This is a genomic window from Flavobacterium sp. DSR3-2 (genome assembly GCF_049896525.1).
Taxonomy (GTDB): Bacteria; Bacteroidota; Bacteroidia; order Flavobacteriales; family Flavobacteriaceae; genus Flavobacterium.
Genome location: NZ_JAFCUM010000001.1, coordinates 440,975 through 462,267 on the forward strand (window position 1 = coordinate 440,975; position 21,293 = coordinate 462,267).

Annotated in this window: 18 protein-coding genes; 9 read left to right on the top strand and 9 right to left on the bottom strand. The window is 35.4% G+C overall.

The window, feature by feature from the left end; translation table 11 throughout:
* Positions 1 to 16: 16 nt before the first annotated feature.
* From ACP7AV_RS01900 to ACP7AV_RS01910, 3 genes are all read right to left on the bottom strand, one after another.
* Complete coding sequence (locus ACP7AV_RS01900; RefSeq protein WP_426090534.1) at positions 17 to 1,000, bottom strand: DUF4837 family protein; 984 nt, start codon at positions 998 to 1,000, stop codon at positions 17 to 19.
* Positions 1,001 to 1,048: 48 nt separating this feature from the next.
* Positions 1,049 to 3,088 carry a LysM peptidoglycan-binding domain-containing protein gene (locus tag ACP7AV_RS01905; protein WP_426090535.1) on the bottom strand — a complete coding sequence of 680 codons (2,040 nt, stop codon included), beginning with the start codon at positions 3,086 to 3,088 and terminating at the stop codon, positions 1,049 to 1,051.
* Between the two features lie 297 nt (positions 3,089 to 3,385).
* On the bottom strand, positions 3,386 to 4,573 hold the full coding sequence (locus tag ACP7AV_RS01910; protein WP_426062515.1) for a phosphoglycerate kinase: 1,188 nt from the start codon (positions 4,571 to 4,573) through the stop codon (positions 3,386 to 3,388).
* Positions 4,574 to 4,856: 283 nt separating this feature from the next.
* On the opposite strand from ACP7AV_RS01910, the gene ACP7AV_RS01915 reads away from it, so the two are divergent.
* From ACP7AV_RS01915 to ACP7AV_RS01945, 7 genes are all read left to right on the top strand, one after another.
* Positions 4,857 to 6,005 (top strand): ATP-binding protein, encoded by a 1,149-nt coding sequence (locus ACP7AV_RS01915; protein WP_426090536.1) that lies wholly within the window; start codon positions 4,857 to 4,859, stop codon positions 6,003 to 6,005.
* Between the two features lie 4 nt (positions 6,006 to 6,009).
* Positions 6,010 to 6,393: a DoxX family membrane protein gene (locus ACP7AV_RS01920; RefSeq protein ID WP_091203302.1), complete on the top strand. Its 384-nt coding sequence runs from the start codon at positions 6,010 to 6,012 to the stop codon at positions 6,391 to 6,393.
* Between the two features lie 48 nt (positions 6,394 to 6,441).
* Positions 6,442 to 6,951, top strand: coding sequence for an acyl-CoA thioesterase (locus ACP7AV_RS01925; RefSeq protein ID WP_091203303.1), 510 nt, complete (start codon positions 6,442 to 6,444; stop codon positions 6,949 to 6,951).
* A gap of 203 nt (positions 6,952 to 7,154) precedes the next feature.
* On the top strand, positions 7,155 to 8,162 hold the full coding sequence (recA, locus tag ACP7AV_RS01930; RefSeq protein WP_091203513.1) for a recombinase RecA: 1,008 nt from the start codon (positions 7,155 to 7,157) through the stop codon (positions 8,160 to 8,162).
* Between the two features lie 129 nt (positions 8,163 to 8,291).
* On the top strand, positions 8,292 to 8,705 hold the full coding sequence (locus ACP7AV_RS01935) for a lipoprotein (RefSeq protein WP_426090537.1): 414 nt from the start codon (positions 8,292 to 8,294) through the stop codon (positions 8,703 to 8,705).
* Between the two features lie 17 nt (positions 8,706 to 8,722).
* Positions 8,723 to 9,265 carry an RNA polymerase sigma factor gene (locus ACP7AV_RS01940; protein WP_426062512.1) on the top strand — a complete coding sequence of 181 codons (543 nt, stop codon included), beginning with the start codon at positions 8,723 to 8,725 and terminating at the stop codon, positions 9,263 to 9,265.
* Positions 9,262 to 10,683 (top strand): hypothetical protein, encoded by a 1,422-nt coding sequence (locus ACP7AV_RS01945; protein WP_426090538.1) that lies wholly within the window; start codon positions 9,262 to 9,264, stop codon positions 10,681 to 10,683. Before ACP7AV_RS01940 ends, ACP7AV_RS01945 begins: the two co-directional genes overlap by 4 nt.
* Here the strand turns inward: ACP7AV_RS01945 and ACP7AV_RS01950 are convergent.
* Positions 10,667 to 11,428 carry a lysophospholipid acyltransferase family protein gene (locus tag ACP7AV_RS01950; protein WP_426090539.1) on the bottom strand — a complete coding sequence of 254 codons (762 nt, stop codon included), beginning with the start codon at positions 11,426 to 11,428 and terminating at the stop codon, positions 10,667 to 10,669. The two genes, ACP7AV_RS01945 and ACP7AV_RS01950, sit on opposite strands and share 17 nt — an antisense overlap.
* Before the next feature lie 136 nt (positions 11,429 to 11,564).
* On the opposite strand from ACP7AV_RS01950, the gene trpS reads away from it, so the two are divergent.
* Positions 11,565 to 12,539 carry a tryptophan--tRNA ligase gene (gene trpS, locus ACP7AV_RS01955; protein WP_426090540.1) on the top strand — a complete coding sequence of 325 codons (975 nt, stop codon included), beginning with the start codon at positions 11,565 to 11,567 and terminating at the stop codon, positions 12,537 to 12,539.
* A gap of 89 nt (positions 12,540 to 12,628) precedes the next feature.
* On the opposite strand, the gene dprA is transcribed toward trpS, so the two are convergent.
* Complete coding sequence (gene dprA, locus ACP7AV_RS01960) at positions 12,629 to 13,729, bottom strand: DNA-processing protein DprA (RefSeq protein ID WP_426090541.1); 1,101 nt, start codon at positions 13,727 to 13,729, stop codon at positions 12,629 to 12,631.
* Between the two features lie 199 nt (positions 13,730 to 13,928).
* On the opposite strand from dprA, the gene ACP7AV_RS01965 reads away from it, so the two are divergent.
* On the top strand, positions 13,929 to 14,876 hold the full coding sequence (locus tag ACP7AV_RS01965) for an SPOR domain-containing protein (protein WP_426090542.1): 948 nt from the start codon (positions 13,929 to 13,931) through the stop codon (positions 14,874 to 14,876).
* 56 nt (positions 14,877 to 14,932) lie between these two features.
* Here ACP7AV_RS01965 and ACP7AV_RS01970 read toward each other — a convergent pair whose 3' ends face one another.
* The 4 genes from ACP7AV_RS01970 to mnmG all read right to left on the bottom strand — a co-directional run bounded on the left by ACP7AV_RS01970 (position 14,933) and on the right by mnmG (position 21,290).
* The gene (locus ACP7AV_RS01970) at positions 14,933 to 17,200 is read right to left on the bottom strand and encodes a helix-turn-helix domain-containing protein (RefSeq protein ID WP_426090543.1); all 2,268 of its coding nucleotides are present in this window, start codon (positions 17,198 to 17,200) and stop codon (positions 14,933 to 14,935) included.
* A 342-nt stretch (positions 17,201 to 17,542) separates the two neighbouring features.
* A complete protein-coding gene (locus ACP7AV_RS01975; protein ID WP_426062504.1) occupies positions 17,543 to 18,157 on the bottom strand; it encodes an OmpH family outer membrane protein in 615 nt (204 codons plus the stop codon).
* 244 nt (positions 18,158 to 18,401) lie between these two features.
* Entirely contained in the window at positions 18,402 to 19,250 is an 849-nt protein-coding gene (locus ACP7AV_RS01980) for a class I SAM-dependent methyltransferase (protein WP_426090544.1), read from the bottom strand.
* Positions 19,251 to 19,418: 168 nt separating this feature from the next.
* Positions 19,419 to 21,290: a tRNA uridine-5-carboxymethylaminomethyl(34) synthesis enzyme MnmG gene (gene mnmG / locus ACP7AV_RS01985; RefSeq protein WP_426090545.1), complete on the bottom strand. Its 1,872-nt coding sequence runs from the start codon at positions 21,288 to 21,290 to the stop codon at positions 19,419 to 19,421.
* Positions 21,291 to 21,293 lie beyond the last annotated feature (3 nt).

Here is a 21,293-nt window from a genome sequence, read left to right on the forward strand (position 1 = left end):
TGCAAATAAAAGAAATTTAAAGCTCTCTTTTAGCAATAACCACGGATTTCATGATAGCTTCCAGTTCATGCATTAAATCCCGTTTGTCTTTTGATGGTGCGTAACAAAATCCTTCTAATACCAAAACGCGATTATAATCCTTATCAATAATAGCATAATTGATAAAAGGTCCCGACATGAAATCATTGTTTAGCTGCCATGTTCCTTTTGTCTCGTAAGTGTCCTTTCCATCGAGATTGATTTTAGAAAGATAAGGCGCATACCCCTCTTCAGTAATCATGTTCGTATCTGGTTCCTTTCCGCTAATATATAAATTGCCTATAGAATCGCGCATTTTAATGATACTTGCGATTAAATCCTTGTCTTTATTTAAGGTATTCAAAGGAACTTGATATAATAAAAGACTCGTATTCCCGCCAATAATTTCTTTTTTTAGCCACATAAAATTACTCTTTTGAAGCACGTAAGCATATCCGGAAGGAATCTGTAAAGTAATGTGGAACTTGTTCTCTATGATTTTGGGATCTATCAATGACTGACTGTTTATTCGCTGATTCTCTGCAATTTCAGCCTGTTTGATTATTTGAATCATTTGCGGAGCATTTTTTTCAATGCAAGCAATAATATCAGTGGCTGTTTTGCCAGAAATATGAAATACATTTTGAGGAGATGCGTATTGGTCTTTTCGGATTTCAAACTTGTTTTCTTCCGCTTTTTTGACCACAATAATTGCTCGGGTATCCGTCATAAATCCTTCTAAAAGCTTGACTGGATATTGATTGATGTTGAATAATGGCTCTTCTTGAGGCAAACCTATTACCGGCGATGCAAACTTGTTTCGTATGCTGTCTCCTATATCACCGTTCCATAACTGATCATCAATAATAACCGAAATCGTATTGATTTTACCAGTTGTTTTACGAGTCAAATGATTATTTTCCTTTTTACAGGAAAACAACAGCAGAGAAACAAAAAGAAATAAAATATGGGCTTTATTCATTACTATTCTATTATAAAGTAAAACCCAAATTTATAGAAGTTTATGCTATTATCCGTTTATTTTTAACTTCATTCCAGGTTTAATATCTTCATTGCGAATACCGTTCCATTTTTTTAGGTCGGAAATGGTTACGCCAGGGTATTTTTTGGCAATACTAAATAAAGAATCTCCTTTTATAACGTAATAATCGGTACTTACTTTTTTGGATGCTGAAGTAACGGTTGATTTGTTTTTGAAAGAATTAATTGTCGCTTGATCCGTAACAATTGCAATTTCATCTTTGGCGACAATTAATGTTTTTCCAATAGTAATAGTGTTGTCCGGTAAATCATTCCATTGTTTTAAATTAACCACGGAAGTGCCGAATTTATTGGCGATATTTCCTAAATTATCTCCTTTTAAAACTGTATATTCACTATTTTTACGTTCAGGATTTATGACTAATTCTTGTTTTGAAATCAACTCTTTCTTGGCAACTTGAAGTAATGTTCCAAACTGAACACTGTCATCTAAAAGTCCGTTCCACGTTTGAATATCCGCAACGGAAACATCATGTTTTTGGGCAATGCTTCCCAAATTATCTCCTTTTTGAACCACATAAACTTTTGAAGAACCATTTGACAATGGTGCTGAATTAGTGTTTATTTTGGATGCAGAGACAACTGTATTTTGATTTTTCGAAACAACTTGAGAAGCAACATTATCAGAATCCGATTCTTTCTTTAAGGATTTAACCACACTGTGGCTCGAAATAATTTTCAGGCTTTTGCCATACGTAAGCGTATTGCTTTTCAGGTTATTCCATTTTTTTATTTCGGAAATCGAAACGTCGTATCTACTCGCTACAGCAGTTAGATTGTCTCCTCGTTTAACTTTATAGTAAGACATTTTAGGCAAAGTAACGCGTTGCACAGTGTAATTAGCAGTATCTCTTACCACCATTGCTTTTGTTATCTGAAATGGTCTTTCACGTTTGTCTACTTCATACTGAACGTACGCGTAAATTTGAGGTTCATTAGAGGCAAAAAGAGCAACTTTCTCCTGTGGTAATCTCAAAAAATGATTTTCATCATGATAAAAAGGAACTATATTCAGTTTATAGGATGGATTGAGAAGCTGTAATTGAACTACGGGAACATCGAGCAAATCAGATATGTGTTTGAATGACATTTGCTTTTTAATCATGATGGTATCCGTGGCAAAATGCTTTATTGCTGCTCTGTTGGGAACGATTCCGTGCTCCTTATGGTATTCATAAATATACATTGTCGCTAAGAACGCCGGAACATATCCTTGTGTTTCTTTGGGCAGATTTTTTCTGATATTCCAATAATTTTGTTGACCGCCGGAACGTCTAATTGCTTTTGAAACATTTCCCGGGCCAGAGTTATAAGAAGCCAAAACCAAATCCCAGTCACCAAAAATTCTGTACATATTAGTCATGTATTGGGCTGCCGCGTCACTAGCTTTCATTGGATCGCTGCGTTCATCTATGTAAGAATCAATTTTCAACCCATATTGTTTTCCGGTTTGATACATAAATTGCCACAATCCGGTAGCGCCCATTTTAGAAACTGCTTTTGGATTTAAAGCCGATTCGACCACAGCTAAATATTTAATTTCTAGAGGGACATTTTGTTTGGCTAAAGCCTCTTCAAACATGGGGAAATAAAACTCTGAAACAGCCATCAATCGTTCAAAAGATTTTTTTCTGTTCTTCAAAAATGATTTGATGATGTTTTCTAATCCTTGATTGTATTCAATATTGAAAGGAGATTTAGCATTCATTGCCTCCAATCTTTCTTTAAGAAGTTCAGTTGACAAGTCATACTCAATTTTTTCGTCGATATTAACATTCTTAATATCATCCGAAATGGTGTTGTATAAATCTAAATTGGTTAATTCCTTCATCCACAAACTATCGACGCAAGCGGCTAAATCGTCTTTTACGAAGGTTTTCTTTATGGAATCTAAATAGGATAATTTTGTTTCTACTTTCTTAAAGTCTCTATTTACAACTGCTTCTTGCGAAAATAAATGTACGGATGCTAATAGAAAAAACGACAGGGTGGTATTTTTTATATTCATATTTTTACGATCAAAGACCTATATTACAAATGATTACAAAGCTTTTTTTTTTACAAACATAGTGGGTTAAAACTAAAATTTTATTTAAATATTGTTAAAAAAGCATTATTTGCATCATTCATAAAGAATTTTTTCCTGATTCGATAATTAAAATAACGATAAAAAACGAATCCTTTAAAATAAAAAACCTCAGCAATAAATAGTTTATCGCCAAGGTTTTCATTTTACTATAACAGTATTTTTTTAATTTAAAATAATTAAAATCTAACCGTTACTATTTGTTTTGCAACAGCTGCATTAATCCAAAATCGCTGCAATTCCTGGCAATACTTTTCCTTCCAGCATTTCCAGCATTGCTCCTCCACCGGTTGAAACATAGCTTACTTTGTCTTCAAGACCAAATTGTTTTACAGCAGCAACGGAATCACCGCCACCTACAAGAGAAAATGCTCCGTTTGCCGTAGATTCAGCGATAAAGTTACCCAAAGCAATAGTTCCGGTAGCAAAATTTTCCATTTCAAAAACGCCCAATGGTCCGTTCCAGAGAATCGTTTTTGATTCCATGATTACTTTTTTGAAGTTTTCCAATGATTTTGGACCTGCGTCCAAACCTTGCCAGCCGTCAGGAATTTCTTTTACATCCACAATTTGCGTTTCGGCATCATTAGCGAAAGCGTTTGCGGCCACAACATCAACCGGAATATGAATTTGTACTCCTTTTTCTTTAGCTAATCGCAATATTTCTAATGCCAATTCTTGTTTATCATCTTCACAAATAGAATCGCCAATTTTACCGCCTAATGCTTTTACAAAAGTAAAAGTCATTCCTCCACCAATAATCATGTGATCCACCTTGTCCAAAATATTCTCGATAACCGTAATTTTAGAAGACACTTTAGATCCACCAAGAACTGCTGTTACCGGTTTTTTACTATTTTTCAAAACTTTGTTCAAGCTTTCAATTTCTTTTGCCAATAATAATCCGAAACATTTCTCTGTTGGAAAAAACTGAGCGATAATTGTAGTCGACGCGTGCGCTCTGTGTGCTGTTCCAAAAGCGTCGTTTACATAAATATCACCAAGTGACGCCAATTCTTTTGCGAAAGCAATATCACCTGCTTCTTCTTCACTATGAAAACGTAAATTTTCCAACAATAAAACTTCTCCAGCCTTCAATTTCTCAGCTGCATCTTTCGCTACTGAACCAATGCAGTCAGCGGCGAACTGAACCGGAACTCCAAGAATATCTGTTGCTGTTTTCAAAATGTGTTTCAAAGAATGTTTTTCCTCCACACCTTTTGGTCTGCCTAAATGTGACATCAAAATCACACTTCCGCCTTGAGCAAGAATCGCATCAATGGTAGGTTTCGCAGCTTCGATACGAGTGGCATCCGTTACATTTAAATTTTCGTCCAAAGGCACATTGAAATCAACACGAATTATGGCTTTTTTATTTGCAAAATTGAAATCACTTAACGTTTTCATCAGAATATTTTTTAGTTTGTTTTTTTTGAAAGAGTAACAAATATAGAACTTTTAAAGCAGTACTAAATTAGAGAAAATTATATAAAATCAATTTTTAGCAACGAAATCGATGTAAATTAATAAATACTGCTATTTTTTAATAATTTATGCGGCAATTGCTCTTAGTATAGCCAAATTAAATTTTAAAATTAATCACCACAATCAACGCCTCTCTAAACGTGCTTCTGCTGAAACTTTGCCTGCTAAAATTTTAGACTAAACCATTTTCTGCTATCTTTGCTTCATGAAATTTTCAGAAATTTTAGGACAAGAACACATCAAAAGTCATTTGACAAAAAGTGCTGATTTGGGTAGAATTCCCCATGCGCAACTGTTTGTAGGTCCTGAAGGTAGTGGAACTTTACCCATGGCGATTGCGTATGCACAATACATCATTTGCAGCAATCAAAACGGGGAGAATTCCGGTTCAAATGAAGCATGCAACCTGAAATTTCAGAAAACCTCACATCCGGACTTGCATTTTATTTACCCGACGGTTAGCACTGAAGACGTAAAAACCAAACCAAAAAGCATAGATTTTATAACCGAATGGCGCCAGTTTTTAGAACATAATCCGTACGGAAGTTTGTTTGATTGGTACCAAATGCTGGGCGTTAAAAACAAACAAGGTGAAATCAGGGTTGATGATGCACAGGAAATCCTGAAATCGCTGGCTTTGAAATCTTATGAAGGCGGATACAAAATAATGATTATTTGGATGGCTGATAAATTGAATATCGCCGCTTCCAATAAATTACTGAAATTGCTAGAAGAACCTACAGACCGGACGGTTTTTATCCTGATTTCAGAAAATGAAGAAGATATTATTCAAACGATTCGTTCCCGTTGCCAAGTATTGCATTTTAATGGTTTAAACGAAAAAGTCATCTCAGAAGCTTTAATCTCAAGGGAAAATATTGAATTTAAAACGGCCGTAAAAATAGCGCATCAGGCACAAGGAAATTATAATAAAGCATTGCAATTATTAAAACCGGACAGCGAATCTGTTTTTTTTGAAAAATGGTTTGTTGATTGGGTTCGTGCTGCTTTTAGAGCCAAAGGAAACGCCGCCGCCATTCAGGATTTGATTCAGTGGAGCGAGCAAATTGCCGGTTTGGGAAGAGAAACCCAGAAGAAATTTTTACATTTCTGTATCGATATGTTTCGTCAGGCATTGTTGTTGAATTATCAAACGCCAGCCCTAGTTTACATGGAGCCGCAAGTAGAAAAATTCAAACTGGAGAATTTTGCACCTTTTGTAAACGGCAACAATATAAATGATATTTTTAAAGAACTTTCGGAGGCCATGTATCACATTGAGCGCAACGGAAACGCTAAAATTATCCTCACCGATTTATCCATAAAATTAACCCGTTTAATTCACAAAAAATAAAAACATGAACAACATTACTTCTATTTTGATTTTAATTTTCCTGGCCATCACTTTCCTGCAGTCCGGATACGACAAACTGTTTTATTGGAAAGATAATGTCGAATGGTTAAAAGGTCATTTCGCTAAAACACCATTAAAAAACAGTGTCCCTTTAGCGCTACTGAATATTTTAATTTTAGAATTAATTTCCGGTATTTTATGTGTGGTGGGTTGCATCGAATTATTCGTAAACAACGGAAGAATATTTGGTTTTTATGGAGCCGTTTTCTCTTGTATCACGTTGTTAATGTTGCTTTTCGGACAAAGATTAGCCAAAGATTATGATGGAGCCAGAACGATTGTCATCTATTTTATCCCTGCAATATTGGCCGTTTATTGGTTAAACTAGACTTTACAACTTATTATTTTGAACAACAATTCCTTTTTAAATAAAAAAATGACACCAAAACACCCTTCAGAATCCCTGACGATATTAACCGATTTGGTTTTACCAAGTGAGACCAATCCTTTGAACAATCTTTTTGGTGGCGAATTACTAGCCCGTATGGATCGCGCAGCAAGTATAGCGGCACGCAGACATTCTCGAAGAATTGTAGTTACGGCATCCGTAAATCACGTTGCATTCAACAGAGCCATTCCGTTGGGAAGTGTTGTTACTGTTGAAGCCAAAGTTTCCAGAGCTTTCAAAAGTTCAATGGAAATATTCATTGACATTTGGGTTGAAGACAGAGAATCCGGTAATAAAACCAAAGCAAATGAAGCGATTTATACCTTTGTAGCAGTAGACGATACGGGAAGACCCGTTGAAGTACCTCAAATTGTTCCGGAAACCGAAATAGAAAAACAACGTTTTGAAGCTGCATTGCGACGCAAACAGTTAAGTTTAGTTTTAGCCGGTAAAATGAACCCACATGATGCAACCGAATTAAAAGCGCTGTTCACGTAATGAGCATAATTCAACCGGATTTTTTTTATTAAAAAATAGATTTAAAATATTCTTGAAAGAGAAAATTTTAATTAAAAAAAGAAGTATTTTTACGAAAATAAATGTTCAGTATACAAATGAAATTTCAGGATAATAAGTCATTCTGTCAGTTTCTTACCGTTATAAAACAATACAAATAGATGAAAGAAAAGGTAAAAGAGAAGATGAGTACAGAGAAAGAATCTAAATTAAAAGCGCTACAACTTACGCTTGACAAATTAGATAAAACCTATGGAAAAGGGACGGTAATGAAAATGGGCGACAAAGCCATTGAGGAAGTAGAAACTATTTCTTCCGGGTCTTTAGGAATCGATTTAGCATTAGGAGTTGGCGGTTATCCAAGAGGAAGAATTATTGAAATATACGGTCCGGAATCTTCTGGAAAAACCACGTTGACACTTCATGCCATTGCTGAAGCTCAAAAAGCAGGTGGAATTGCAGCTTTTATTGATGCAGAACACGCTTTCGACAGAAATTATGCGGAGAAATTAGGCGTTGACATCGAAAACTTAATCATATCACAGCCGGACAACGGGGAACAAGCGTTAGAGATTGCAGAGAACTTAATTCGTTCCGGAGCAATTGACATTGTTGTAATTGACTCGGTTGCTGCTTTGACTCCAAAAAGTGAAATTGAAGGTGAAATGGGAGATTCTAAAATGGGATTACACGCCCGTTTGATGTCTCAAGCGCTGCGTAAATTAACCGGAACCATCAGTAAAACAAACTGTACAGTTTTCTTTATTAATCAATTGAGAGAGAAAATTGGAGTTATGTTTGGTAATCCAGAAACGACAACGGGAGGAAATGCATTGAAGTTTTATGCTTCGATTCGTTTAGATATCCGTCGTTCTACACAAATTAAAGATGGCGATAACGTTCTTGGGAACAGAACCAAAGTAAAAGTGGTGAAAAACAAAGTCGCTCCGCCATTTAAAATCGCTGAATTTGATATCATGTACGGTGAAGGAATTTCAAAAACAGGAGAGATTCTAGATCTTGCTGTTGAGTTTGAAATCATCAAAAAAGCAGGATCTTGGTTCAGTTACGGTGAAACCAAACTTGGACAAGGTCGTGACGCTGTTAAGTCTTTAATAAAAGACAATCCAGAATTAGCTGATGAATTAGAAGAAAAAATTAAAGCTAGAATAAAAGAACTAGCAGAAGCATAAAAAGTAAAACCCGAAAATTTCGGGTTTTTTCATTTTTAAACGCAACCTTTTGTTACAATTTTTATCTTTTAAAAAACTGCTTACAATCCAATAGAGAAGCTGACTGGTATAAATTTAAAAAAAAAAGAAATGAAAAAATTCGTCCTTTTTATTTTGTTCATTACAACCTTGACCGGATGCTCCATTGATAATGACAATCAAAATTCTTACAGCTTTGAAGTGCTGCCTGTAGACAGCTATACCTTACCCGAAAAATTTATATTAGGAAATACCTACGAGATAAAATTAAAATATCGCAGACCTTCAGAATGTCATTTATTTCAAGGGATTTATTATGACAAAAATTTGAATGTAAGAACCATCGGCATTCAAACGGCAGTGAACACAAACCAAGTTTGTACGCAACAAATCCCGGCACTATCAGAGATTTCTTTTAATTTTTATGTAACTCACAACGGTTCCTATATTTTTAAATTTTACAAAGGAAAAGATGCGTCAGGCAAAAACCTTTTTGAGGAAGTAGAAGTTCTTGTATTCAACTAACAAATAGAATAATTTCTGTGGGATTAGACCAAATAATTGCGGACTGTAAAAAAAATTACCCCAAAGCTCAGGAACAATTGTATCAATTGTTTTCTAAAAAGTTTTTTGGCGTGTGCTTAAAATATTCCAGTAATTATGCGGACGCCCAAGACAACTTACAGGATGGGTTCCTGATCATCTTTAGAAAAATTGAACAGTTTAGCGGAAAAGGATCTTTTGAAGGCTGGGCCAAAAGAATAATGATCAATAATGCGCTCCAGAAGTACAAAGGAGTTAGGTACATGGAGGTAATTAGTGAAAATATTCCAGAAGAAGATGTTGAAATCGATGATGACCACATTCCAATTGAACATTTAATGCAAATCATTCAAGAATTACCCAATCAATACAGATTGGTTTTTAATCTCTATGTTTTAGATGGTTATTCTCATAAAGAAATCGCAGAAATGCTTACAATAACTACAGGGACAACAAAGTCAAATCTAGCCAGAGCTCGGTTGATTTTAAAAGAGAAAATAGAAGCGTATACCAGAATTGAAATAAAGTCATTGGCAAAATGAACGATAAAAAAAACATAGACCGCTTTTTTCAAGAGCAATTCAAAGATTTTGAAATGCCTCCAAAAGAACAAGTCTGGAAAAATATTGAAACCGAATTAAAAAAAGAGAAGAAAGAACGAAAAACAATTCCGTTCTGGATAAAATTTCCGGGAATTGCAGCCGCAATTCTTTTGGGAATACTGGCATTAAATACACTTTTCAGTGATCATTCAGGAAGTAAAAACAGTGGTGTTACAAAATCTGAAAATAAGGACACTGTTCCGCCTCAAAAAGAGAAGAATTTTAATCCATTGCAAATTGAAAAAACTGCTCCAATTGTTGTGAACAAAATTAAAACGGGCCAAAAAAATGAAAAAGAATTTACATCTTCTAATCAACCTGAGGTTAATTCGAGCAAAATTAAAGAGACAACTCAAAGCAGTGCTATTGTTTATTTACAAAAAAATCATCCTTCGGTAAAACCAGCAATAATAAATACCATCGACCTGTCAACTAACGAGAATGTAACAGAAAAAATTGCTGCGACAACTTTTAAACCATTTGATATCACAGCAAATCAAACATTGGAAACAGACCATTTAAAAGAGCATGAAAACGCTACAATTGCTTCGATCGATTCTAAAAATAAGACTTCAAATACAGCTGAAACACTGAACGAATTGGACGAAATACTTAAAACTAAAAAACATAAAGAAGTTGAGGTCGTTAACCCAAAAAACAAGTGGCAAATTACGCCAAACATCGCCGCTGTTTATCTGAATCCAAATTCGGCCGGTTCCTCCATTGACCCTCAATTTTCAGAAAATCAAAAAACAACGGATAACAGCTTAAGTTTTGGTGTAGGTGTAAATTATGCTGTTTCGAATAAAGTGACCCTACGGAGCGGGATTAACAAGTTAGAGCTGGGATACAACACAAATGACGTAGTGTACTCAACAGGTTTGTCAAATAATAATCTGGCGAATATTAATTATACTTCAAATGCATTAATCGAAATTAAAAATGAATCCAATTCAAGTATGTTATCCTTATTTGAAATCAACTTACAGAAAACAAATTCAGGAACTATCAATCAAAAAATGGGTTATTATGAAGTCCCATTAGAGATTTCGTATGCAATTTTGGATAAAAAATTTGGAATTAACCTTATCGGTGGTGTAAGTACTTTGTTTCTCAACCAAAATAAAATTTCATTGGTTTCCTCAGAAACAAATGTAACATTGGGAGAGGCCAAGAATTTGAATCAAATAAATTTCAGCACCAATGTCGGTATTGGTTTTCAATATGAGATTGTAAAATCATTTCAAATAAATTTTGAGCCAATGCTAAAATACCAGATGAACACGTTTTCAGGCACTTCAGGTAAAGTCAAACCGATATTTGTAGGACTGTATTCAGGTATTAGCTATAGCTTTTAACCATATCAGCATTAAAAGTCACTAATTGTGTATAAATTATTTCGCGTACTTCCTCTCTAATTTCCTTACGATCAACGCCAGTTTTTCCCAATGTTTCTATATGTGAATGCATCTTTACACGCATAATTCCCGGGCTACCGCTGAAAAAAGTATACGGAAATCTCTTTTTATTATCGGCAAAAGTAATGGGAACAATAGGAATTCCATGTTCTATCGCCAATCGGAACGCGCCATCTTTAAAAGTGTCCAATATTACAGATTCATCGTCTGGAACGCCGCCTTCTGGAAAAATACAGATACTCAATCCCTGATTAATTCTTTTTTGAGCACGATTAAAGACTTCCATTTTACTTTTTGAACAATTCCGATCCACCAAAATACAGGTTCTTTTGTAGAAAAAGCCAAACAATGGAATTTTTGAAAGTTCTTTTTTACCCACAAAAACAAACGGATTTCTTGTGAGAGCAAGCATCAGCATAATATCGGCCATTGAGGTATGATTGGCAACAATCATGTAACTTTTTTGGTATTCCATTTCTTGGCTTTTATCAATTTTGTAATAAAATCCCATTCCAAAAAGAATAAATTTTGCCCAAATACGCGCCATCTTAAAAAAATAAGGATAGCCACTTTCCGTCAAAATAGACAAAACCAAAAAAGGAAACATTATCAGTATGGGAATGGCCATCAAAACATAAAACCATACGCGCCAAAGCACCCAAAAAATAATTTTAAATCCTCTCATAAGTTCAAAAGTAACAAATCAGATGTAATTATTGGTAAAATAATTTGCTTTGGAAAACTACCTATTAGAAAAAATTTACAATCCTTGTTAACTTTGCGTAAATCTTTGCGAACTTTGCGGTTAAGAAAAAATCATAATGGCAAAAATACTTACAGGCGTTCAAAGTACCGGAACACCACATTTAGGCAACTTACTTGGCGCAATCATTCCCGCAATAGCATTATCAAATAAACCTGAAAACGAATCCTTTCTTTTCATTGCTGATTTACATTCGATAACGCAAATTAAAAACGGTGAAACCTTACGAACCAATACTTACAGTACCGCTGCAGCTTGGCTTGCCTGTGGTTTGAATGTAGATAAAGTAGTTTTCTATAGGCAATCTGATGTGCCTCAAACAGCGGAATTATCGTGGTATTTAAGTTGTTTTTTCCCTTTTCAACGATTGACATTAGCGCATTCTTTCAAAGATAAAGCCGATCGACTGGAAGATGTCAATGCAGGTTTGTTTTCGTATCCAATGCTTATGGCTGCCGATATTTTATTATACGACGCAGAACTAGTTCCGGTAGGAAAAGACCAATTGCAGCATGTTGAAATCACTCGAGATGTAGCCTCCCGATTCAACCACCAAATGGGAGAAACTTTTGTACTTCCCGAAGCTAAAATTCAGGAAGACAGCATGCTGATTCCAGGAACCAACGGCGGAAAAATGAGTAAATCAGCCAATAATATCATCAATATTTTTTTGGATGATAAATCGTTGCGCAAACAGGTGATGAGTATTGAAACCGACAGCACGCCGCTGGAAGATCCTAAAAATCCAGTAACCTGTAATGCATTTGCTATTTATAAATTATTGGCAAATGAAGAACAAATAGCCACAATGACTGCCAATTACCTTGGGGGGAATTACGGTTACGGTCACGCCAAACAAGCTTTATTTGAATTGATTTGCGAAACCTATAAAACCGAAAGAGAGAAATACAATTACTATATCAACAATCTTAATGAGGTAGATGCTTTATTGAAAATTGGTGCTCAAAAAGCAGCAGTAGTTGCCAATGGAGTTTTAGCAAGAGTAAGAGAAAAACTAGGATTTGAGGTTTAAACAATCACTTTTTAAAACACATAAGTCATGTAAGTTTTTTATAGTTTTATTACTATTTCATAAAAGCTTTAAGGACTTATTTGTTACAATCAAATCGCTTCAAACAATTTCCCCGGCAAAGGTCTTATCACGCCTTTCAGTTCCATATTCAACAGCATTCCTGAGATTTTATAAATAGGAAAATCACAGCGTAAAGCAATAATATCCATCAGTTCCTTTCCAGTTTTAAGGAGGTAATCGTATACTTTTTGCTCGTCTTCCTCTAAGCTTACAAACAATTGTTTCTGTACGGGTTTGGATTCCTTTTGAATATCCCAATTCAAAATGTAAATTAAATCCGCTGCACTTGTCAAGACATTTGCTTTTTGAGTCTTTATCAGGTTGTTGCAACCTTGGCTATACTTATCTGTAACACGCCCCGGTACCGCAAAAACATCACGATTGTAATCATTCGCCACATTTGCCGTGATTAACGAACCTCCTCTGTCCGCTGACTCAATTACAATGGTAGCTTCGGAGATTCCTGCAACGATTCTGTTTCTTCGAACAAAATTTTCTTTATCCGGATTCGACGAACTCCAAAACTCGGTCATAAAACCACCGTTTTGTTCTACTTTGGCAACATACTTTTTATGGGTTTTAGGGTAAATTTGGTTCAACCCATGCGCCACCACACCTATCGTCTGTAAATTGTTTTCCATTGCCAGTTGATGTGCAACAATATCAACACCATAAGCAAAACCACTTACAATTATAGGATTTAACGGAGCCAAATCTTCTATCAGTTTTCTGCAAAATTCAGTTCCGTATGAAGTAATTTGCCGCGTTCCTACAATACTGATTATTCTTCTGTTCTTTAAATTGATATTTCCAGACGTGAATAGTAAAAGTGGTCCGTCGATACAATGTTTTAACCGTTCTGGATAGTCTTCGTCCTGAAAATAAACCGCATTGATTTCGTTCGCTTTGATAAACTCCAGTTCTTGAGTTGCTTTTTCGAAAACGGATTTATCTCTTAAATTTTTCAGCAAAACAGAGCCTACTCCATCAATAGCAGCGAGTTGCGATGCTTTTGTATTGAAAACTGCTTCTGCACTTCCAAAATGGGTTAGCAGTTTTTTGGCCATTATGTCGCCCACACCTTCTATTCTTTGTAATGCCAATAAATAAAATAAATCCTGCTCTTTCATATGTAGATAATACTTGTTTTTTATTGGAATATGGAATACGCCAGTTTAAAAAAATCTTTATTTATGTTTGTATAACGATTAAACATGGCTATTTCATGCTAAATATTTGAGAGTGAAATGTATAAATTTTTAAGCGGATTGTTAATAAAAATTGTGAATAAAATTTTGATAACTATTTTGGTTGTATAACTTTGTAAGTATGAAAATCGAACTTTACATCGCGCAGCTTTTATACCGTTATCAATGTGTTACCGTTCCAGGTTTTGGAGCTTTTTTGACCGAAATTCAATCGGCTAAACTAAACGAAAGTACAAATTCATTTTCTCCACCCAAAAAAATGATTGCTTTCAATGCAAATCTGAAAAACAATGATGGTTTATTAGCCAATCATATCGCTTTAGCTGAGAAAACGTCTTATGATTATGCCGTAAGCGCAATTCAATATGAAGTTTTTAATTGGAAAAAAGCATTGGAAGAAAACCAACTTTTTTCTATAAAAAATGTAGGTGATCTTCGCTTAAATGCTGATAAAAACATCGTTTTCACTCCCTACGATCAAACGAATTATTTAACCACTTCTTTTGGGTTGGCTCCTTTTGTTTCACCACTCGTAAAAAGAGAAATCTTTAAAAAAGAAGTAGAAGCAATTGAAGAAAAAGCGACCATCACAATGGTTCCTGAAGAAACAAAAACAGCAAACCCGTATCTAAAATACGCCGCTATTTTTGTACTAGGATTAGGAATTGCTGGAAGTGTTGGCTATCCAATGTATCAAAACCAAATCGCCTCAGAAACGATTCTTGTTGAAACTGCCGTTCAAAAACAAGTTCAAAATAAAATTCAGCAAGCCACTTTCTTCATCGAAAGTCCGGTTCCCGCTGTTACACTCTCTGTAAAATCCGACAAGGAAATGAAAATGCCGTATCACATTATGGCCGGAGTGTACCGAGAAGAGAAAAATGCCAATAAAACGTTGCGAATTCTAACTCGTTTAGGATATGATGCCAAACGAATCGGTCCTAACAAAAACGGCTTTTTCCCGGTTTTATATGGCAGTTACGATACGTTTGCTGAAGCCGAAAAAGCGAAAAAAGAAATCAATGTAAAGCACAATCCAGAGGCTTGGATATTGATTGAATCACTATAAAAACCAAAATCCTATTCTCACCGAATAGGGTTTTTTAGTTTTAGCGCTTTGTTGTTTTAATTCAAACTCGCTTTGTACATCCTCGCTTCTTCCCAAGAGAATTTATGACCGTGTTTTTCCATCAAAGCATTCAGTGATTCTTCTTTGTATCCGGCAAAAGCAGTTGCTAAATCTTGCATTTTATCCTCTGGTAAAACTTCCGAAATGGATACCGCTTTGGTCTGTATCAGCTGTACAAAATGCGAATAAATGGTTTGTTTAGTCAACACTCTAATTGTCGCAATATCCTCAATTGATTTCTTTTCGACCCACAATTCATAGGTTTCCTGAACAGTAGATTTCTTGGGTGTTGCTGTTTTTGATTTTTTCGAAGTATAGCGTTCTACATCTTTATCATCATCAATCAACGTGATATTTAATTCCTTGAACTGATTTTGTATGGCTTCCGTTTTACGGATGATGTATTTTTTTATTTCTGAGGACGTCAATTTTTCTTTGGAAATAGTTTCTCCTGCAACAACGGTTTCAATCAATAACTTAGCCTTCATTAAGCGTAAAACGGCCTTGGTCTGCAACTCTTCCAGAACGATTAGTTCATCATAAAACGCTTTTACTTTTTTGATACGTTTTACTTCTTCAATTTTCCAAAGGATTTCAAAAACCAGATCATCCATTGGTTTTAAGAAATAATCGAAAGCAGCTTGAATACGTTCAGAAACATGATTCAAATCGACGGTTTCCTGACTAAAAAGTTTATTCAATTGCGAAATGAATTTTTTGGATGGATCCAAAAGCTGTTCGATGACTTCCGTTTGCTTTTTGGCCCAAACGGCATGTTTGGATTTCTCTGAAATCTCTGATTTTTCGTTGTAACTGTATTTATGATTGCGCCATTCCTGAGCTAAATCATTCCAATCGAAAGTGTTTATCAGATAGTTATGGATGAAATTTTTGGTTTCAAAATGCAAGGCATTCTCTAAAAACGAATCCGAAGCTTTGTTAAGTGAATAATCCATTACATCCTGATCGTTTGAAATTCCATTCATCCGTAACGGAGAAAGCAAAATAAGCCCTTCTAGCGACCGCAAACGCGATAATGCAACATAAGCCTGGCCCGGAAGAAAAACTTGGGAAACATCAAGCGCCGCTTTATCAAACGTTAATCCTTGGCTTTTATGAACCGTAATCGCCCACGCTAATTTGATGGGATAATGCACAAAAGTTCCCAAAACCTCTTCTTCAATTTCTTTAGTGGTTTGATCAACTTTGTACCGAATGTTTTGCCATTCGTATTTTTCGACTTCTATGGTTTTGTTTTCTTCCGGAAAATGAACCAGGATTTCCTGACTCGAAAGCGATTTGATAATTCCCATCTTTCCATTGAAATAATTTTTATCAAAGGATAAATCATTTTTTACAAACATGATTTGCGCGCCTACTTTTAACTGCAGTTGTTGTTCTACGGGAAATATCTTCTCCGGAAAATCTCCGGTTATCTCCGGTTTGTAAACCACTAACTTTCCTTCTAAATCTGCCACAGCTTGCGCATTCATAGAATCGGCTTTGTTGTTGTGTGTGGTTAATGTGATGTATCCTTTATTTGCTTTTAGATCAAAATCCGGTTTTACATATTGGTTCAAGGTTTGAATGTCTTGCTGCGAAATCTCATTGTTCCTCAGATTATTCAAAACGGAAATAAACGTGTCGTCGGTCTGGCGAAAAATCTTGGATAATTCAATGTATAATGGCGGATTTTGCTGAACCACATGCGAATGGAAAAAGAATTTTCCTTTGTAATACGTTTTTAGCGTACGCCATTCTTCGTCCCGAATTACAGGTGGCAACTGCAATAAATCGCCAATATACAAGACTTGAACGCCACCAAAAGCAGTGCTTTTTTTGCGTACAGTTTGCATCATATAATCCATAGCGTCCAGTAAATCCGCACGAAGCATACTCACTTCATCGATAATCAATAATTCCATATTACGGATTACGGATTTCTTTAAACCGCTCATTTTGAAATGCCTGCGCAAGGTAGCTTTGGTTTCAAATTTAGTGCTTTCGGAAAATTGAGGTGATGAATTATCCGGAATAAATCCTCCTAAGGGTAATTGAAACATGGAATGTATCGTTACACCGCCCGCATTTAATGCGGCAATTCCTGTTGGAGCCACAACAACAGTGTTCTTGTGTGTAGTTTGTATAATTTCCCGTAATAATGTGGTTTTTCCCGTTCCTGCTTTCCCGGTAAGAAATACAGATCGATGGGTTTGATTGATGAATCGTAACGTGTAAGCGGCGGCTTCTGAAATGGTTTGCATGTGGCGTATATATATAATGCTAAAGTATTGAAAATTAGAAACACTATTTCGATTCTTATCAAAGATTTTAGAATTGTAAAACAACTACTATTTAGCCCTGATAGCAGCAGAAATCCTCGAAATTTAGAAAGTGATTTTTTCGACCTGGAAAAGAGCGACCAGCGGAAGCTCCTTTTACGGGTAAGAAAAAACACTTTCTAAACGAGAGATTACTTCACTATACTTTTATTTCAATTGGAGTTCAGTGAACTACGTTTATAGCGAATAGCGGGAAATAGCTCAAAAAAAAATGCCTTCAATCTAATTGTAGACGAAGGCAATTTTTGAATTAATATAAAAAAATTATTTTTTAGCTGCTGCTGTTTCCTCCGTTTTACCAGGAGCTTTGTATTTATCGTTCAAGGCTTTGATGATTTCTTTTGTGATATCGAATTTGTCTTCAGCATATAGAATTGAAGCTGCGTCACCTGTACCGTAGATGTATGCATATCCTTTTTCTTTACCGTACGTTTTGATGAATTTTTTCACTCCGCTAACTAAAGAGTCCATTTCTTTTCCGCTTTCTTGTTGCAATTCTTGAGACAATGCCTGTTGTGAATAGCTCAATTGTTGCTCCTTTTTTTGCAATTCAGCACCTTTTTGTTGTGCCCATGCCTGGCCGTTTGCTTGCGCTTGCGCTTGAAAACCAGCTGCCTCTTGTTTGAATCTTGCGATTTCAGCATCTAATTGTCTACCTTTTTCTTCTGCTTTTGTTTTATATTTTGCTTCAAGGTCTTTTGCCTCTGTATATTCTTTCATTAACTCCGAAGTGTCTACGTAAGCTGTTTTTACTTCCTTAACTGCTTCTGCTGGTTTGTTACAAGCAACAATTGAAATTGATAATGCGATAATTACTAATGCTTTTTTACTCATATCTTTAATATTTCTTTTTTGGTATTCGTGAATCTTTGATTTCATTTTGATGAATTTCTAGTTTTGTGTATTGGTGACAAAAATATAAAAAAATAGATAGTATTGACAAAAAGTTTACAAAATGCTACTTTTTTATGATATAAGATTTTGTTATTATGTTTTATAAATTTATAATTTATAACTATTACAATTGACTTGTATATCTTTTAAATAAACGAATTATTTTAAAAATTCGATTGTACTCTCGACTACACTAAATAAACAAGCTTAAATGCACTTAAAATGATTTTTAGTTGTTTTTTAGAATGTAAATGTGTGAAGAATACTCGAAATTTTTTTTTGCTTTCCAATTTGATTGCAATCCGACAAAAAAGGCTTTTATATAATTCATTTTGCCTGTTTTGTATTTTTCCGAAAGTAAGCTCACGTAAAAAGAATCAAATTTCATAGGAAGCACTTTTATCAATTTCATTTCTTCTTTTTCAAAAAGCATTTTTATAGCTGTTTTAGAAAAATGCCAAAAATGAATCGGTACATCATAAGCAGCCCAAAACTTTCCGTAATGTTTTGCATCGAAAGATTTGAAATTTGGAACAGCGATAATTAGAGTTCCATTTTGTTTTAATAATCTTTTCAATTCTTTGATTTGGTTTTCCAAATTTGGAACGTGTTCCAAAACGTGCCACATCGAAATCACATCGAAAGAATGATTTTCCAATTCGCTGGTTTCTCCAACAAATGATACTCCTTTCTTTTTAGCAATCGTTTTAGCTTTTTCGCTTGGCTCCACTCCTATCGTGTGCCAACCGTTTTCTCTGGCAACTGATAAAAAATCTCCTGTTCCGGCACCAATATCTAAAATGCTTCCTTTATCCGTTTGCAGCGAATTAATTAAATTCAATTTGTTTTTCAGCGCAATCGTTTTTACAAAATGATATGCTTTTTCAAACAGCGATCTTTTGCTATCCGTGTGCGAAATATAATCCACGCTTTCGTAATACTTTCCTAAGTTTTCTAAACTGGGTTGCGGAGATGTAGTTAGCATGTCTAAATCCTCGTCATGATATAAGTCGAAAATCTCCTGAGAAACAGAATAATCTTTAACAGTTAAAAAAGGCTGTTGGTTTGTAATGTTCATATTGTTGTTTTTCAGTTTCCTGTCGCAGTTTGCAGCAGAATCCCTTTGAATATAATGTAAATTTAATTTTGTTTCACGTGGAACAGTTGATTTAAGATTAACGATTTTTGATTTTAGACTGCAGATCTGAATCAAAAATCGTTAATCTTGCATCTGCAAGCAAAAAACCTATCGACCCATATAAATCAACAGCACGGAAACATCACTTGGCGAAACACCGCTAATTCTAGATGCTTGGGAAATAGTAACCGGACGAATCTTGCTCAATTTTTGTTTTGCCTCAATTGACATTGATTTAATTTTCTCGTAATCGAAGTTTTCAGGGATCTTTACATCTTCCAATCGAAGCAGTTTATCTGCATTATTTCTTTCCTTTTCGATATAACCAGAATACTTCACTTGGATTTCGGCTTGTTCTAAAATCTCTTGGTCCAAATCATTTTTCGCAATATAAGCTGCGACCTTTTCAAATTTCATGATGTCTTCCAAATCAATTTGCGGACGAGAAAATACTTTGAACATTTTATCTCCTTGCGAAATCAGTGCCGTATCTTTTGATTCTAAAATAGGATTTGCTTCAGCAACTGAAACACTAGTTTCTTTGAAGAAAGCAACCATTTTTTCAGATTCATTTAACTTGTGTTCCATTCTACGCAAACGCGCTTCCGAAGCTAAACCTATTTCATGCGACATAGGAGTTAATCTGAAATCGGCATTATCCTGACGCAGCAGCGTTCTGTATTCCGCACGAGACGTAAACATTCTGTATGGCTCATCTGTTCCTTTTGTAATTAAATCATCGATTAAAACTCCGATGTATGCTTCATCTCTTTTTAAAATTAACGGCGCTTTTTCGTGTACCTTTAAATGCGCATTTATTCCTGCCATCAATCCTTGAGAAGCAGCCTCTTCATATCCGGTAGTTCCATTTATTTGTCCGGCGAAATACAATCCTTCAACTAGTTTTGTTTCCAAAGTATGTTTCAGTTGCGTCGGAGGGAAATAATCATATTCGATTGCATAGCCCGGACGAAAGAATTTCACTTTCTCAAAACCCGCAACAGAACGCAACGCTTTAAATTGAATATCCTCAGGAAGCGATGTAGAAAAACCATTTACATAAACCTCACAGGTATTCCATCCTTCCGGCTCCACAAACAGCTGATGCCTTTCTTTATCAGCAAAACGATTTATTTTATCTTCGATTGACGGACAATATCTTGGTCCAAGACTTTTAATTCTTCCGTTAAACATTGGCGAACGATCAAAACCTTCTCTTAAAATATCGTGAACCTCAAGAGACGTATACGTCATATGACACGATTTTTGATGAGTCAACGGTGAAGTAACATCCGAATATGAAAACTTATCCGGTTTAGCATCTCCTTTTTCTTCATTCATTTTTGAATAATCCAAAGATCGTCCATCTACTCTTGGAGGCGTTCCTGTTTTCATTCGTCCGGATTGAAAACCTGCAGAAACTAAATCTTCGGTAATTCCATAAGCTGCACTTTCGCCTGCTCTTCCACCACCAAATTGCTTTTCGCCAATATGAATCAAACCGTTCAGGAAAGTTCCATTGGTCAACACAACCGATTTAGAACGAATCTCTACTCCAAGCGAAGTTCGAATTCCTTTTATTTTTCCGTTTTCAATAATTAAACCTTTTACCATTTCTTGATAAAAATCAAGATTTCGAGTTCCTTCCAACATCATTCTCCATTCCTCAGCAAAACGCATACGATCACTTTGAACACGTGGAGACCACATTGCAGGACCTTTGGACTTGTTCAGCATCTTGAATTGAATTGCGGTTCTGTCTGAAACAATTCCAGAGTATCCTCCAAGCGCATCAATCTCACGAACAATTTGTCCTTTGGCAATTCCACCCATCGCTGGGTTGCAAGACATCTGGGCAATATTCTGCAAGCTCATTGTAACCAATAAGGTTTTAGATCCCAAATTTGCGGCGGCGGCAGCAGCCTCAGAACCGGCATGGCCCGCACCCACAACTATCACATCATATTCATCTAGAAACATCTT

Coding starts and splice junctions, on each gene's coding strand:
- ACP7AV_RS01900 (WP_426090534.1), bottom strand. CDS start 1,000: ATGAATAAAGCCCATATTTTATTTCTTTTTGTTTCTCTGCTGTTGTTT.
- ACP7AV_RS01970 (WP_426090543.1), bottom strand. CDS start 17,200: ATGCAAACCATTTCAGAAGCCGCCGCTTACACGTTACGATTCATCAAT.
- mnmG (WP_426090545.1), bottom strand. CDS start 21,290: ATGTTTCTAGATGAATATGATGTGATAGTTGTGGGTGCGGGCCATGCC.
- recA (WP_091203513.1), top strand. CDS start 7,155: ATGAGTACAGAGAAAGAATCTAAATTAAAAGCGCTACAACTTACGCTT.
- ACP7AV_RS01945 (WP_426090538.1), top strand. CDS start 9,262: ATGAACGATAAAAAAAACATAGACCGCTTTTTTCAAGAGCAATTCAAA.
- ACP7AV_RS01980 (WP_426090544.1), bottom strand. CDS start 19,250: ATGAACATTACAAACCAACAGCCTTTTTTAACTGTTAAAGATTATTCT.
- ACP7AV_RS01920 (WP_091203302.1), top strand. CDS start 6,010: ATGAACAACATTACTTCTATTTTGATTTTAATTTTCCTGGCCATCACT.
- ACP7AV_RS01915 (WP_426090536.1), top strand. CDS start 4,857: ATGAAATTTTCAGAAATTTTAGGACAAGAACACATCAAAAGTCATTTG.
- ACP7AV_RS01975 (WP_426062504.1), bottom strand. CDS start 18,157: ATGAAATCAAAGATTCACGAATACCAAAAAAGAAATATTAAAGATATG.
- trpS (WP_426090540.1), top strand. CDS start 11,565: ATGGCAAAAATACTTACAGGCGTTCAAAGTACCGGAACACCACATTTA.
- ACP7AV_RS01925 (WP_091203303.1), top strand. CDS start 6,442: ATGACACCAAAACACCCTTCAGAATCCCTGACGATATTAACCGATTTG.
- ACP7AV_RS01910 (WP_426062515.1), bottom strand. CDS start 4,573: ATGAAAACGTTAAGTGATTTCAATTTTGCAAATAAAAAAGCCATAATT.
- ACP7AV_RS01965 (WP_426090542.1), top strand. CDS start 13,929: ATGAAAATCGAACTTTACATCGCGCAGCTTTTATACCGTTATCAATGT.
- ACP7AV_RS01905 (WP_426090535.1), bottom strand. CDS start 3,088: ATGAATATAAAAAATACCACCCTGTCGTTTTTTCTATTAGCATCCGTA.
- ACP7AV_RS01950 (WP_426090539.1), bottom strand. CDS start 11,428: ATGAGAGGATTTAAAATTATTTTTTGGGTGCTTTGGCGCGTATGGTTT.
- dprA (WP_426090541.1), bottom strand. CDS start 13,729: ATGAAAGAGCAGGATTTATTTTATTTATTGGCATTACAAAGAATAGAA.
- ACP7AV_RS01935 (WP_426090537.1), top strand. CDS start 8,292: ATGAAAAAATTCGTCCTTTTTATTTTGTTCATTACAACCTTGACCGGA.